Source organism: Flavobacterium sp. CG_9.1 (genome assembly GCF_015751645.1).
Classification (GTDB): domain Bacteria; phylum Bacteroidota; class Bacteroidia; order Flavobacteriales; family Flavobacteriaceae; genus Flavobacterium; species Flavobacterium xanthum.
This window is the reverse complement of the sequence record NZ_JADOVC010000006.1, coordinates 34,279-49,829: the sequence shown is the minus strand read 5'-3', so window position 1 is coordinate 49,829 and position 15,551 is coordinate 34,279. Positions and strand designations below refer to the sequence as shown.

Annotated in this window: 14 protein-coding genes; 2 read left to right on the top strand and 12 right to left on the bottom strand. The window is 33.0% G+C overall.

All coding sequences use genetic code 11. From position 1 onward, the window contains the following. Nucleotides 1–8: 8 nt before the first annotated feature. The 11 genes from IWX83_RS04890 to IWX83_RS04840 form a co-directional block, all read right to left on the bottom strand. On the bottom strand, nt 9–2,213 hold the full coding sequence (locus IWX83_RS04890; RefSeq protein WP_231379822.1) for a DUF4838 domain-containing protein: 2,205 nt from the start codon (nt 2,211–2,213) through the stop codon (nt 9–11). Nucleotides 2,214–2,247: 34 nt separating this feature from the next. Further along, nucleotides 2,248–2,709: a YaiO family outer membrane beta-barrel protein gene (locus IWX83_RS04885; protein WP_196828040.1), complete on the bottom strand. Its 462-nt coding sequence runs from the start codon at nt 2,707–2,709 to the stop codon at nt 2,248–2,250. Further along, nucleotides 2,706–3,662: a glycosyltransferase family 2 protein gene (locus tag IWX83_RS04880; protein ID WP_231379820.1), complete on the bottom strand. Its 957-nt coding sequence runs from the start codon at nt 3,660–3,662 to the stop codon at nt 2,706–2,708. The genes IWX83_RS04885 and IWX83_RS04880 overlap by 4 nt, the downstream gene beginning before the upstream one ends. Continuing rightward, nucleotides 3,662–4,723 carry a hypothetical protein gene (locus IWX83_RS04875; RefSeq protein WP_196828038.1) on the bottom strand — a complete coding sequence of 354 codons (1,062 nt, stop codon included), beginning with the start codon at nt 4,721–4,723 and terminating at the stop codon, nt 3,662–3,664. The genes IWX83_RS04880 and IWX83_RS04875 overlap by 1 nt, the downstream gene beginning before the upstream one ends. 335 nt (nt 4,724–5,058) lie before the next feature. Then, nucleotides 5,059–6,324, bottom strand: a complete 1,266-nt coding sequence (locus tag IWX83_RS04870) for a YaiO family outer membrane beta-barrel protein (RefSeq protein WP_196828036.1) — start codon at nt 6,322–6,324, stop codon at nt 5,059–5,061. Continuing rightward, nucleotides 6,321–8,711 carry an LTA synthase family protein gene (locus IWX83_RS04865; RefSeq protein ID WP_196828034.1) on the bottom strand — a complete coding sequence of 797 codons (2,391 nt, stop codon included), beginning with the start codon at nt 8,709–8,711 and terminating at the stop codon, nt 6,321–6,323. The genes IWX83_RS04870 and IWX83_RS04865 overlap by 4 nt, the downstream gene beginning before the upstream one ends. A gap of 11 nt (nt 8,712–8,722) precedes the next feature. Further along, nucleotides 8,723–10,153 carry a glycosyltransferase gene (locus tag IWX83_RS04860; protein WP_196828033.1) on the bottom strand — a complete coding sequence of 477 codons (1,431 nt, stop codon included), beginning with the start codon at nt 10,151–10,153 and terminating at the stop codon, nt 8,723–8,725. Nucleotides 10,154–10,155: 2 nt separating this feature from the next. Then, nucleotides 10,156–11,259 carry a HEAT repeat domain-containing protein gene (locus IWX83_RS04855; protein WP_196828031.1) on the bottom strand — a complete coding sequence of 368 codons (1,104 nt, stop codon included), beginning with the start codon at nt 11,257–11,259 and terminating at the stop codon, nt 10,156–10,158. A gap of 33 nt (nt 11,260–11,292) precedes the next feature. After that, nucleotides 11,293–11,661 (bottom strand): response regulator transcription factor, encoded by a 369-nt coding sequence (locus tag IWX83_RS04850; protein WP_073351696.1) that lies wholly within the window; start codon nt 11,659–11,661, stop codon nt 11,293–11,295. Between the two features lie 751 nt (nt 11,662–12,412). Continuing rightward, nucleotides 12,413–13,177: a TIGR02757 family protein gene (locus IWX83_RS04845; RefSeq protein WP_196828029.1), complete on the bottom strand. Its 765-nt coding sequence runs from the start codon at nt 13,175–13,177 to the stop codon at nt 12,413–12,415. Between the two features lie 184 nt (nt 13,178–13,361). Further along, on the bottom strand, nt 13,362–14,024 hold the full coding sequence (locus IWX83_RS04840) for an ABC transporter ATP-binding protein (protein ID WP_073351700.1): 663 nt from the start codon (nt 14,022–14,024) through the stop codon (nt 13,362–13,364). Between the two features lie 245 nt (nt 14,025–14,269). Here IWX83_RS04840 and msrA point away from each other — a divergent pair, with 245 nt between their 5' ends. Together msrA and IWX83_RS04830 are read left to right on the top strand one after the other, a co-directional pair. Next, nucleotides 14,270–14,818: a peptide-methionine (S)-S-oxide reductase MsrA gene (gene msrA / locus IWX83_RS04835; protein WP_084129490.1), complete on the top strand. Its 549-nt coding sequence runs from the start codon at nt 14,270–14,272 to the stop codon at nt 14,816–14,818. A 47-nt stretch (nt 14,819–14,865) separates the two neighbouring features. Beyond that, nucleotides 14,866–15,165, top strand: coding sequence for a hypothetical protein (locus IWX83_RS04830; protein ID WP_196828027.1), 300 nt, complete (start codon nt 14,866–14,868; stop codon nt 15,163–15,165). Between the two features lie 17 nt (nt 15,166–15,182). Here the strand turns inward: IWX83_RS04830 and IWX83_RS04825 are convergent, their stop codons facing one another. Beyond that, a complete protein-coding gene (locus IWX83_RS04825) occupies nt 15,183–15,485 on the bottom strand; it encodes a DUF6787 family protein (protein ID WP_196828025.1) in 303 nt (100 codons plus the stop codon). Nucleotides 15,486–15,551 lie beyond the last annotated feature (66 nt).

Here is a 15,551-nt window from a genome sequence, read left to right as displayed (position 1 = left end):
GAGATATTTTATTTGTTATAAAGCTCAATCTCGTCAATCATTACCATTGGTTTTTTATTTTTTCGCTTTCGCCAAACAGGTAAATCATCTTGGTTTTGTATGACTAATTTAATTTTGTCAAAAGAATGGAAACTTGTATCTGCTAACCCTATTTCGCTGGTTTTTACTTCATAATTTTCTACTAAATTTACGATTTTTTTTTCAGTTATCAAATTCCATTTTTTGTTTTTATATCCAAATAGTGTAATTTTTTTTGGAATAAAAATCCAATTTCGTTGGTTATCTAAAAAGTGAAGTTGAATGTGATTAAAATCTAATCTATTGGTTATCAATTCTATTTCGGGATTGTTTCCATACCATCCAATCCAATTGATATTGTAGTCCGTATGCTCTTTAATTCCATCTACTAGTGAGGAGCTTCCTTTTGCAGAATATTCAATTGCTGGCGGAGTTAGAAAATTAACTTCTAGTTTTTCTCCAAGGTGGGTGGCTGTGTTTTTAGTAATTTCTAGCCAGTTTTCATAATATTTATTGGGAGATAGTCCCTCCTCGCTCAGTTCATAAATTCCCAATGCCTTGCAAGCTTCTGCAAATTGGAGTACTCTTTCAGTAAGTCCTGCTTTTACTTCTTTTTTTCCTTCAGTATTGATCACGAACATTCCGTGTTTATCAGTGCCATAAAACTTAGACTGTTCAAAAAATACATATTCTAGCGTGAGTCTTAATTTATTTATTCTGGAAGATAAAACAGGATCTTCACCTACTGACATCGCCGCTTCATTCAGTAACTGGTCATATTGGTCGATCGCTTTTGGTGATAAAAATGTATTTCTGTTTTGAATTGGACCAGAGTAAATGTCTAAAGGTCGGTTTGAATTTTCTTGATTTTCAGTCAATAAATTGAGATATTCTTTCACCGAAGAGGCGGCATTACCATAGAATCCTCTTAAGAAGTCATCTGTGGTGTCTTCCAAATCTATTTCTGTGTTCCACAATAATTTAGCTAAAAGATACTGTCTCAATTCCGAAAAATCTCCAGGAACATCTGCATAACCTTGGACAAATACTCCTTTCACATTGTTTTGTTTGAAAAGTTTATAGTTATCCGAAAAAGTATGAAAGTTTGGAAATGGAGCTAGGTAGTTTGAAAATTGAACCGTATAATCCCATAAATACAAATTAGAGGTAGTTTTCCCCCAGTTGTGCAATACTTTAATAAAGGTTTTGTTTTCAAGATTGGCTGCTATTGATTTTCCTCTATTCAATTCGATTGGACAAAATAAGGTATAAATATTAGGTTGTATTTTTAAATTTATGGGGGCTTTATAAGTATGTTGGTATGCCAGAGTGGCTATTTTTGTTTTAGGAAAATGTTTGGCAATTTTGTTGAGAAAAAAGTATAGAGAACCTTGTGGTCCGCCGTGTTTTTCATTTAATGATTTGCATTTTTCACACTCACAATACACGGCATCATCATTTTGACTTACCGATATAAATGATGCATTGGGATTTTTAGCAATAATTTCAGCAATTTTTTTCATGACCTTTTCAACTACAAGTTCACTGGTCATACAAAGCGATTCTGGCCTTCGCTTTCCCTCATAAAAGGCAAAAAATTCAGGATTTGTTTTAAAAAATTCTTTTGCAGGTAACAGGGTCTGAAATGAATGTCCCCAGATACTAAAATCATTTAGATGCCAGTCTAATTTATGCCAATCCCTGAAATCTTCATCAAAGGCATCTGGATAAAGTAGCACTCGGTATTCAAAAGAAGGATGGTGTGTTTTCTCCGTATTCTTTGGAAAAACCACTCTTTTTAATTTTGGGATATACAGGTCTGTTGCAGTGAATTTTCTAAATCCCCAATTTTCAAGTAAAGTATAAACGGCATATCGAAGAAGTTTTTCATTGGGTGCAATCAAATAAATATCCTTCTCATCACTTTTGATGCTGAAACTATTTTGGTCTTTTTTATTTTTTAACTTTGAAACAACGAGGTAAATGGAGGAAGCCATTTTTTTAGGTTCATCGTTTGTTTGAACTAAAAATGGATTTGTAAAACTTTTATCTAAGTAAGTTTTTAAAATTTTCGCAGCAGGCTTGGCAATTTCGTCGTCTGTGATAATCGTATTTTCATTCCCTGTTTCATTCTCAATTATAATATTAGATTGAGCCATAGCTTGCGAGTTAAAAAGAACTATAAAGAATAGCATATAAATTATTTTCAGCCGTATGATAAACATATTTTTAGAATTTATATTGCAACATTAGCGATAATTCCAATTCATTTTGTGTTAAGGTCCGGACATATTCTTGCTTGTTATAAGTAACTTGTAGGCCCGCTATGTAGTGTTTGCGGAACATTTTGTAATATCCTGCACCCATGCGATAGGAATCAAGCGAAATTCTTTCATTGAATTGTCCCAGAGTGGTTCTCTCTTCTGGAGAGGAACCATAACCAGAAGTCAAAGTTACATAATCAAACCGAGTTTCAAAGTAATACCTGATGTTTAGACTGACTGCGGGATACCAATTATTATTGTCGCTTTGAATAAAAGTTCTCAGATTAATCCAATACGACCCAATGTATTTTCCCGCCCCAAGAACAACCGTTGTGAAGTCATTATCTTGGGTTTTTAAATAGCGAATGCCCAAATCGCCTTCCCAACCTTTTTTAAAATTCTGATAAAAGGAATATCCAAGTCTCAATTTGCAGGAACTTCGGTCCAACACAAGGATTCTGGAATGTATTTGATTAAAAAAGGTTCTTTTTTTTCATGCATGTGTTTTCGCATTCGGGTGATAAGTTCCATATCTTCTCCTAATGATTTATGCCAGTAACCGCCAACTTTTATCGCTATTTCTTTATCGAACATTCCCAGACCACCTGAAACTAATAACAATCCATTGATTTGGCTCCAAGCCATTCTCCCAAATAGGAAGGATCGTACATACTCTAATTCCTGAAATCTAGGATACCAATCTTTAGGAAAATGTACCTGATGCAAAAAACCTTCTTTCACCTCACAAGAATTAGAAATTCTGATTCCAGCTCCTGTCGCGATTACTCGTGTTTCATTTTCCATAAATGGTTTCGCTAATTTTAGAATGGTATCAGTTTTTAAAATACAATCTACATCCGTGCATAAAAATAAGGGATATTGAGACGAATTGATTCCAGCATTAGAACCGTCTGCTTTACTTTTCCCGTTCACTTTATCCACCACCATCAACTTTGAATATATAGGGTTAGTCGATTTATAGTGTCCTCGAACGGGCATAGTCACGATTCTTTCTTGGTAATAAAAATCAACTTTAACCAGTTCAAATTCGGTTATCAATTTGGTTAAAGTATCATCTGTGCTGCCATCATTGACTATAATAATTTCGTACTTAGGATAGGTTAATGACAACAAAGATTTAACATTATAGACAATACTAACTCCTTCATTAAAAGCTGGTGCTACAACGGAAACGCCTAGTAAATGATTTGAACGTATTAATATATCTTCCGAAATGTATTTTTGGTATCTGAGATGTTTCAGTATCGCAAAATAGGAGAGAATTGATAAGACGATGTAAATTAAAATATAAGTTAGCGAAAAAAGCGAAATGAAAATTTCGTAGTAGTAAATAATTTGATGGGTAAAGTTATTTATCATTAGATATAGATTGCTCTTACATGTTTTGTCATTTTTGAGGTGTCATAATCTTGAGTAGCTAGAACATTTAGCCCTGTTTTATCTATTTCGTTTAAACAGTCAACTGCTTTTAATTTTAGGTCTTTATTGGTTTCATAGCATATTATATTTTCTAGAAAAGAGAGTATACTTTCATCGCCGATTACCTTTAATGTATCTAATATTTCTATTTTGAGCTCAGGTGTTACTTGGTCAAAAAGCCGCAGTATATCCTCTTTGGCTTCAATCAAAAAGAGTTCTCGGATGGCAATTATAGCCTCCTTTTTTACGCTGTTATCTTCTAGTTGAATCAATTCAATAATTTCTTTGGCGCTGCTTCTATAATTGTAATAAACCATTATTTTAAGTCCTAATTTTATAACTGAAGCGTTAGTGGTCATAAGCCACTGATCAATGTTTTTAGGAATTGGAATTTTCTTTTCATGCAATATGTCCATAATTTTTATCATATTCAATTGCGAAATCCCTGAGGATAATTCCAGAAAACTTTCCATGTGATTTTCTGACAAGGAGATATAGGCCATGTTGGCATTTGATTGAATTACAATATTGGGGTGTTTCAAATACGTTTTGATCAAAGACCCTCCTTTTTTATACTCTAAAGCTTGGTAGTGAAAAAATCCTTCACATTTATAAAAAGTTCTAAAATCGCGAATTAATCCTTCAGAATATTTATCAAGATGTAAACCTTGGTAAAAAATTGTGATTTGCTTGGATACCTTTCCCTTCAAACTACTCTTAAAACGAATCATGTCAGTAATGATCATTTCCTTACACCAGGATTTATGAAAAGGAATCTCTTTTTTAAAAAGAGATAATTTTGTTCTGAATTTTTCACTATTCGGTTTGGAGAGAATCATCTCCGTCAAAAACGTCTCTGCCTTATTGCTTATTGATTCTTTAAGGGGTTTATTACGCTCATAGCGTATTCTTCTTAATAGTAAAATAAGGGCTAGTAACACCGTCAATAGCACCATAAATGGAATAATGTAATTTTCTAGGTATTTAAGAAATAAGTCCATGATTAGCAGTGTTTTATAAGTTAATATTACAAATAAAATAAAGCCAAAAAAAATATTTTCGACGTATAACATTTAAATCCTTCAAAAGACATATTCTAAAAAAAGACTGGAATAGATTTAATAAGAGGTAGTTTTTTGGAATTCATTTTAACAAATCCTGATCCTTTTCAAAGGAACTTAGTAGTTTAGTTATTTTTATAGTTAAAAGGGAAACGGTACACTTTTTTTAAACATTAACTCCAAATTCGGATCAAATAAAGGAGCAAAATTCTTCTTTCCTGGAGTAAAAGAAGCATTTTACCAAATTAAAATTGTATTTGAAAAGCGTGGTCTCTTTATTTGAATTTTAGATTCCATGATACGGTTAGCGAATAAATCCAAAAATAATTGCCAGGATCAAAAGCTATTTCTTGATGTGCTACGTCAAATTGTGCACTCCAAGCTTCTTTGTTTTTGTTAGTGGTAAAAAAGTAACCCACATTAAAGCGCTGTGTTTTTAGGTTAATAATGGCAGCATCGTTAGCATCAAATATAAATTGATTGGCTTCAGGAGACACTCCCATGCTAAATAAAAAGCTCAAATAGTTTTCGGCATTGCTGCGGTATTTTCTATAATTTAAAGCTGCTGATGTGCTAGTACCTCCGTCACCTGGAGTAAAATTAGGCCGCAAGGACCAAAAACTGTTTCCAGTATACCAACCAATAGATCCCGTGTAAATTGTAGTTGTTGAACTGTATTTTAAAGTTCTAAAACCAGCCGAAATTTCTAGACTATGAGGTAGGGATTTGTATAGTTCAGCACCATATCTTAAATCGGGAAATAGGAAGGTATTGGCAAATCCTACATTTACATAAGCATACAGGCCTTTCGCAATTTTAGGGTATAAATCAAATTCTATTTGAGACCCATTTTCATTAAAACGGCGGTTGAAATTATATTTTCCAATAATGCTGCCATATTTTGTTTGCTTAGCATAACTCAATGTATAGTATTGCATGGGGTCAAAGGTTTTAGAGTAAATATCAACCGCAGCTCGCAAGCCTATATCGTTAGTTCGCAGGGTACTGTTTAAATCGCTCAGAAACTCTTTTGATTTTTTATCATCCGGATTTTGCGCAATATATGTTTTAACAGTATTTCGAGCCTCTACGGCGTTGTTTGTATTCGTAAGAGCAGTTGCCTTTAATAAAACAATTTCTGAATCATTTGGGAAGATTTTTAGTGCCTTGTTAGCCATTTCTAGAGCTTCATAGGGCGCGTCACTCCATGATTCGTTTTTAATTGCTGCAATCCAAGTGGCTTTATGCTGTAAATCTTTCTCTAAAATACTAGCAAATACTTTTCTGGCTTTTTTATAATCTCCATCCCAAGAATACGTTGTTCCTAAAAATAAACGGATATCATGATAATCAGGATATTTGGTCAATATATTTAGCAAAGTATCTTGCGCTTGTTTTCGTTGCTGGTTGAACGCTAAGTTCCGCGCTGTTTCAAAGGAAGTATCGGGGTTTCCATTATAGGCTTTTTGTTGTCCCTGCATTTGAAAGAAACCCAACAATGCCATTAAAAAAGTCAGTTTTGTAATTATTTTTGGAATCATTTTTTTAAGGATTTTTTAAAATTGGAGTATTCTTTATTTTCAGGACTTAATGCTATAAGACTGTCAATGGTCTTGTTTGATTCTTTAAAATTATTCATTCTTTTATAGGCTTGTGCCAATTTATAACCTAATTCGGGGTTATTTATTTGATTGCCTAATGCTTTTTTACCAATAGCAATTGCTTTTTTATTTTGCCCAGACCACCAATAGACATCCATTATAGCTAAGTAGGAATCACCATAATACGGCGTTCTGCTTAAAACTTCCTGTAATTCTATTTCAGCTTTTTTATAATCGCCATCCCAAGCTAAGGTGCGGCCCTTTAGTGTTCGCACGTCTCCATAATTGGGAAGATCGTTCAAAATATAATTGCATAATAGTCGTGCTTTTTCACGTTCTTTTTTGAAAGCTAAATCGCGAGCTAAAAAGAATATATGGTCCGGATCCAATCCTTTAGTTAGTTTTTTGATGATCGAAAGCTCTTCTTTTGTAAATTCATACGTTGGTTTATTATAGCTGGAAGCAATTTTGGTAATTTTGTTCTTTTTTGTTACGTATGAATTTAGTTTTTTAAAATCATCAAATGAACTACTTACTTTTTCGGTTATATCGCTATCTGTTTCGCTAATATTGAAATTTTCATCAATTTTAAACAGCGCTCCATCAGAATAAAAATTGTCTTTATAAATATAATCACTAATGCTTCCTTTGTATCTCATCAACGCAATGTTGTGGATGTTTCTAAATTCTCTTACCGTGTCTAGTCCTTTACTGATCCAAGTTGTTTTTTCCGGTTTGTTGAATTTGTAATTGTTCGTTAGAAAAGAAACTAAACTTGGTGTGACATCAGAATGAGAAGAAATGGATTTAAATTTTGCTGTTTTCTTCAATAGGGGACTGTAAATGTAAAACGGAACGTGAAAACGAGATAAATTATCTTTTTGAGGCACGGGAATTAAGCGGTGGTCTCCAGTAATTATAAAAATGGTATTTGCATAATCCGGTCTTTTAGCATACGTTTCCATGAAGTTTTTGATTGAACTATCCGTGTAAAGAAGACATGCAAATATGTCTTTGTATTCCTTTAGTTTATTTTTTTCAAAATAGGATTTGGTTTTTAGAATGCGTTCTACTTTTTCTAAATATATATTTTTGGACGGGAAATCAAAAGGTTCGTGATTGGTTAGCGTCATTATAATATCCAATCTAGGTTGTTTATTGTCTTTTAATTCGGATAATGTTTTGCGGTATATTTCAGCATCTGGATACCCCCAAGAAAAACCACCTGAATTTGCTTTAGTCTTATTATATCCGGGGCCAAATTTGTTGATGTCTATAATTTTATCGATACCATTGTATTCTAAAAAGGTACTTTTTCTGTCAAATGTCGATTCATCACCACAGTAATAACTGGTAGCATATCCATTTGATTTTAGAAAACTGATTAGCGAATTGTGTTTCGGTAGCGGATTTAATTCCATGAAACCATTTTCTCCAAACGGTAAGGAGCCCATCAATGAAGGTAACGCGCCAAAGGTACGTCCTGAGTTACTTACAAAATTTTCCCAATAAAGTGATTTCTCTGTCAAGGAATCGAGGTAAGGCGTGAAGCCTTTATAATCGCCATCATCTGTAAAATCACTGCCAAGTCCTTCCACAATGATGAATACGATATTCGGATTATTTTTATTAATAGTGAAAAAGGGAGCCAAAACATCTTTAGTATTTTCGGAGGCTTCTTCTAATGGAAATTCTTTCTTAAAAGTCATGCTTCCTTCATTTGCAAAAGCTTGGTCATTTTTGGCTCTTATAATGTCACTCAATAAGAAATTTAGTTTATTCTGCGAAATAGGTTTTTGATTGCTGGCTACTAAAAAATTCAAACTGCACGATAATAAAACGACTACAAGTATAATTTTTGCGTTGGCTTTAGGCCCATATTGTTGCAACAATCGGTTTAATCCTAAATAAACAATAGGAAGAATTATAAAAGGCAAAAATAGTAAAAAAGATAACGATAAAGAGGCAGTAACAGTGGTGTACATATCACTCCAAGAGTATCCAAGAAGATCAGCTCCAAGATTGATGTGCGTTGTAAGGCTATATCCTATTAAACCAAGTTGGATTAAGGCAATGATGGAAAATAGGAATCGGATAACCATTATTCCTAAAGAATTTTTTACTTGTTTTAATACTACATAAAGCGGGAAAAATAATAAACCAATAAATATTCCTGTAAAAAAATCATCTAATAATTTGTATAGGAATAATTGTATTTCGAAATTTTTGAAAATTTCAATTAAGCTTAATAGACAAAATATAAGCATTAATGAAACGGTAGAATAAAGATATTCCAAACTGTTTTTATAATTAAATTTAATTTTCATTGCGCTATAAATTATGCTTTGGTCATTCCTTTTCGGGTCATTTCTCCCCATTTCTTTTTTTTGTTAAAATAATAATCAAAATTTCCTCGTATTGCGGCATATAAGATGAAAGGATGATTAACAAAAGGTTCTAAAAAAGCAATTTGTAATAAACGAATGCCAGTTCCTTTCTTTTTATACTGGTGATAGGTTAACTCTTCTGTAATCAATGCTATTAAAGAAAAGAAAACTGTAAATAAATAGGCTAAAATAATTAATGCAAATGCATAATCCCACCTAATCTTATTAAATACAGTGAGAATTCCAAAGTACAGTATGCCGACAAATTCAATCACAGGTGCCATTCTTTCGAAAAAGAACCAATAGGGATAACTTATCAAACCCAGCACCTTATATTTTGGATTAAATCCAATTTTGCGATGTTTCCTTAAGGTTTCAATTGTTCCTCGAGTCCATCTGTTTCTTTGAGAAATAAATATTTTATAGTTGTCAGGAGCTTCTGTCCAACAAAGTGGGTCTGGAATATAGGCTACTTTATATATTTTGTTCTGTTCTTCCATGTAGGCTCTCATCCGCACCACAAGTTCCATATCTTCACCAACGGTATTTCTATCATAACCGCCAACCTCAATTGCTATTTTTTTATCAAATAAACCAAAAGCACCTGATATAACCAACAAACCATTCAGTCTACTCCATGCCATTCTACCTAACAAAAAAGCGCGAATGTATTCTAAAATTTGCCCCTGTTCGATTAGTTTTTTGGGAAAGTTTACATCGTGTAATTTACCTCCTTTGACCACACATGAATTTGCAATTCTAATTACTCCTCCAGCAGCGATAACTTTTCTATCTGTTGTTTCTAGAAATGGTTTGATCATTTTTTGGAGGGAATCTTCTAATAGGAGACAGTCTACATCTATACAAGCCACATATTCACTGTTACTAATGTTAAGTCCCATGTTTAGTGCGTCGGCTTTTCCTCCATTTTCTTTATCAACGATAATTAGTTTTTCAAATGCAGGATTAGTTGATTTGTAAATTCCGTTTCTAAGGGGTTGGGTTGGGATTTGTTCATTGATGAGGTAATCTACCTGGACTAAATTATATACTTCAATTAATTTCTCTAAGCTATCGTCTTTACTGCCATCATTTATTATAATTACGTCATAGTTTACATAGTGATTGGACAATAAAGAGCGTACATTCTCCACAATATTTAAACTTTCATTGTATGCTGGTGCTATAATTGAAATGGAAGGAGCGCTAGTAGAAGACATTATTTCTTTGTAGTTAACATAACTGTTTTTACGCTTGTATTCAATAGTCTCTATCGCTGAAATAAACGCAAGAACAAGGTAGGACGCAATGGCAGTCGCACTAAAAATAAAAAACAAATAGTGAAATAATTCAATTATATTTTGGACTATAGGATCTCCCATACTTAATTGTTTTCTATAAAATTAACGATTCTCAAATAGGGATCGTTAGCGGATTCGATTTTTAAAGCACAGAATTTTTCTCGATTAATTCCTTTTAAAATTTTCAAGGCCATAATCTTTATTTCAAAAAGGTCATGATTGATATATTTCATAATAAAGGATTCGTCATCACTTTCGTATAAATTTTCCATCATTTTAAAAACAGCGATTTGCTCTTCTTGACTGCGTTTCTGTAAATCCGTTTTTAAAATTTCTTTAGCTTCCAATACATTTAAATAGCTTAGTACATCAATTGCATCTAGTCGTACTTTTTTATTTCTGTGATGCAACAATTGAATGATCTCGTTTTTTGCTTCCAATTGATTGTAGATTTTGGCTAATTTTAGCGCAAAAATAATCACGGAGTCGTTAGAGGAATGCAACCAAGACGCGATATTAGAAATGTTTTGATTTTCTAATTTTTGCACTATTTCCAATAATTGAATCTGATCCCATTCTGAAAGTGGTGTTTCTAATAAATCTAAAAAAGTAAGTCCTTCAAAATCAAATAAATTGACCATATACAATTGCATTTCCTTTCGGACTTCTGGTCTAGGATGATTTAGGTGAATTATTACTTGATCATAAGCTTCCTTTATCTGAAATTGTTTTAATTCTCGGATTCCTTTGGCAATCACAAACCATTTTTTATGACTTAATCGAGATAAAGCATAATCGACAAGTTCCGTTTGATAATAAAGATTTTGGATAGAGTCCGCAACTTCACCCGAAACTTCATTTTTCAACTTGACCAAAACGGCAATTAAAATTTTCCTTTTAAAAGGTTCTTTGGCATCGTTTTTTAATAGATCAATAATCGCTTGTTGCTCTGAACTAATTGTCTCTTCTTCATTTCCAGCATAGAGATAAGTGATAAGAGCGGATTCATATTCTTGCTCATAGGCAATAGTGACCCTTTCTTTTTTTCTTAGATGGCCTCTTAAATATTTCAAATAAAAAATAAGACCAATAATGATTATTGAAAACAAACCAATTATAATCCAAGCAGCTTGAATGATAGTTGGAGAATCATTGAAATAGTCAATTAAAAAGGAATAGGTATTCATATCGAAACTCTGGGGTAATTCAATTGGACTTATCTAACTCAACAAGCGTTTTACTCTCAAGACTAGCTCGTTTGGGCTTAAAGGTTTACTCATAAAATCAGTGGCGCCTAGATCAAATGCTTTAAGAACAATTTGCTCTTGTCCTGCTGCTGAAAAAACAACAATAGGAGTGAGGAGATTTAATGTGTTTCGCACATGGCTGATCACTTCTAGTCCGCTGACAAAAGGCATCATAATGTCTGTTAATATTAATTCTGGATTATGTTCTTCAATTAATTCAATTGTTTTCTTACCATTCTCCGCTATAAAAAGCGAATATCCTTCTTTTTCTAATTTAAATTTAAGTAACATCGAAAGCATCGAATTATCTTCTGCGAGAACAATTTTTTTAGCACCATTCATATTAGATTCTCTTTGTTTTTTTGCGAAAGCAAAAATATTATTTTTCGTAGGTTGTTGGTAAAAGCTTGGGGCTTTCTTCCATTTGTATTTTGATTAGTATCAAAGTAAATTTTTAACACATCTTTGATTTTTACTATTTTTTATTTTATGCGCGTGAGGTCTAATTACACGATAGGAAACATTGTACTTACGTAAAATTATCTCTGTTGGTTTTAGCGAGTTGATTTCAGTGATTTATCACCAAAGTTCCTATTAATCCAACATGAATCAAAATACGAACTATTTCTTGGTTTTGTAAATAGGGATACACTTCTCAACGTACTGATATTGTTAATTTTGTTCAGAATTTAAAGGATTTTATACAAAATAAATAATGTTCAAAATAGTGCAATGGCTACTTATTTACACGAACAGGATTCATAAATAACGATAGATTATTAGAATGTACGAGTGAAAAAAGAAAAAGAAGTTTTATGATATTTATCCTCTTATCTTCGGCAAGATTGAACCTGAAAATTGAATCTTGTAATCCGGTCTGAGAGTGATTTGATTGGGTTCGAAAAAGACTATTAAACATAATACTATTTCGCAGCAAAAGACATAAGTAGGTTTTCATGTTTTTGTTAATTTTAAGTTGAATTTTGTAAGTACATATATCACAATTACAATAGTGGGGACTATTGTGTCGCAACGATATGGTACAAAGATAGATATAATCGTAATATAAAAACTTAAATATCCCTGTAGAGTATTAAAAACCCTCAAATACACCTAAACCAAACAAAGCAAAGTCGTATTTAACAGGATCTATACTATCTAATTTTCGAAGTTGCGAGTCTAACTCTGCGACTGCTTTTCCATCATTTTGCTTCCGAGTCAGTAATCCCAATTTCCTTGCTACATTTCCAGAATGGACATCTAATGGGCAGGATAAAGGTGCCGTTGAAATGGTTTTCCAGATTCCGAAATCGACTCCCTTATTATCTTGACGGATCATCCATCTCAGGTACATGTTGATTCGTTTTGCCGCAGAGTTATTTAGCGGATCCGATATGTGCTTTTGGGTTCGATACTGATGTGGAATTTCGAAAAATATTTTCTTGAATTCGTGGATGCTTTTTTGCATGGAGTGGGCTTCCTGATGTTTGCTAAAAACTGCCTCTAAGCCACCATGATTGGTATAGATATGTTTCAAACTTCTAATAAAGCTGGATAAATCACCTCCATTGAAAGTTCTATGTACAAAAGATTCCATTCGATCTAAATCATTTTCGCTGTGTGACATAACAAAATCATACGGCGCATTTCCCATCAAATCCATCATACGGTGCGAATTTTTGATGATCATTGTGCGATTTCCCCAAGCAATAGTGGCACTTAAAAAACCGGCAATTTCAATGTCTTCTTTTTGTGAAAATAAATGAGGAATTTGTACAGGATCACTTTCTATGAAATCAAATGTATTGTATTGAAGTACTTTTTCGTCAAGAAAATCTTTAAGTTCTGATTTTGTCATGATTGGAGCGCTTGGTAGCGAAGTAGAAAATTTAATAAGAAATAATACCATCAACGAGAGGTAGCAGGAAAAGAATAAAATTCTTTTTTAAAAGATACTAAAAGTACCTTCGTACATTTAAATTAGTGTCCGTTAAGTTCGTGTCGAAATGACAGTTGGTTTTGCTAAAAAAAATAGAATAGGTCTAATTACTAATTTGTCCATCTACCATCACTAATTTTCTATCGGCCATATTGGCTAACTCTTCATTGTGGGTAACAATGACAAAAGTTTGTCCTAGTTCATCTCGTAATTTAAAAAACAATTGATGTAAATTTTCTGCAGAAGCCGTGTCTAGATTTCCTGAAGGCTCATCAGCAAAAATGATCGCTGGTTTGTTGATTAATGCTCTAGCAACGGCTACGCGCTGTTGTTCTCCTCCAGAAAGCTCATTGGGCTTGTGGTTGATTCGATGCGAAAGTCCCAGATAAGTCAATAATTTTTTGGCTTCGGTTTCTGTTTCCTGTTTGGATTTATTGGCAATAAATGCAGGAATACAAACATTTTCTAGCGCTGTGAATTCCGGTAGTAACTGGTGAAATTGGAATATAAAACCTAAATTCAAATTTCTAAATTTCGATAAAGTTTTGTCATTCATCGTCAGGATGTCTTCATTGTTGATGCGCAATTCAATTCCATTTTCAACGGTTGGTTGGTCCAAAGTACCAAGAATTTGCAAAAGCGTTGTTTTTCCAGCACCTGAAGCGCCAACGATAGAGACTATTTCTCCCTGTTTAATGTGTAAATCTACTCCTTTTAAAACATGTAGTTGATCGTAATATTTATGTAGATTTTTGGCTTGTATCATTTTGAAACTATTTTCACAAAGAAACAAAGATTTTAATGATTATTAAATGCAACGCCTATTATTTTGCCTTGACAAAGTATAAACTTTAGTTAATAGGCTCAATTTCTTGCTATTTTTTAAATAAATTTGAGTTAAATTGACATATTATGAAAAAAGTAATTGGAGTTTTTTTGGCACTGCTGCCTTTTTCATTTTGTGCAAAAGAAAAGAATATAATGGTGCCAAAAAGTATAGAGACAAAAAATATGGAAATACAAAACGGAAAAGAAGTAGCTACTTTCGCAGGAGGATGTTTCTGGTGTACAGAAGCAGTTTTTTTAGAATTAGATGGGGTGAGTAAGGTAGTTTCAGGCTATATTGGCGGGCATACCGTAAACCCGAAGTATAGTGAAGTTTGCGATGGAGAAACAGGACATGCTGAAGCGATTGAAATTACATTTGACCCATCCAAAATAGGATTTGGGGAACTATTAGAAATATTCTTTGCTACACACGATCCTACAACCTTAAACCGTCAAGGAAATGACGTTGGAACACAATACAGAAGTGAGATATTTTACCACAATGCAGCCCAGAAACAATTATCCGAGGATTATATCGCTTTGATGACAACTGAAAATACGTTTGGAAAACCAATTGTTACTAAAATTTCGGAAGCAACGGTTTTTTATGTCGCTGAGGATTACCATCAAAATTATTATAATTTGAATAAAACACAAGGGTATTGCAGTTATGTGATTACGCCTAAAATTGATAAATTAAAAAAAATATACCAAGATAAGCTCAAAAATTAATTGGCATTAGATTTGTACGTATTCTGGAAAATAATAATTTAAATACTATGACAGAACAAGTGTCCGTTAGTAAAGTAAATAATAAAACCAGAAATCTAATTTTGGGAATTGTATTTGATGGCATTGGAATGCTCTCGTTTACTGTTCCTCTAATCGGTGAGTTTTCAGATGTGATTTGGGCTCCATTAGCAGGTTTTTTGATGACCTGGATGTATAAAGGAACGATAGGGCGGGTAGGAGGAGTAGTAACTTTTCTGGAAGAGATTTTACCATTTTCGGATTTTATTCCAACCTTTACCTTAACCTGGATTTATAATTATGTAATTAAAAACAAAGATGCCTCGTAAATTCGAGGCATTTTTTGTTAGTCGTTAAAAAGAAATCCTAGACCCATGCGCTTGAGCATTTTTTTTTCGAAAGCCCAAAAGAATTTGAACTGTCCAAACAAAAGGCCAATCAGCACTAAAAGTATTTGGTAAATGGGAAAAATTAAAAGTAACCGAACAGGCGTAAAACAATAGCCTAAATCTTCTTTTGTAATTCCAAGCCAAAAGCAAAAAGGTTTTGAGAGCCATGCTGATGCAGATCCAGTTATAGCAAAAACAATAAATATAATAGTAAGTTGGAAATTAGTTTCAATGCCCCAACGTTTTTTTAGTTTGTTCATTTTAATTTATAATCAGTACAAAGGTAGTGATACTGTTTGTGAATAGGTACTAGCACATTAAAAAAT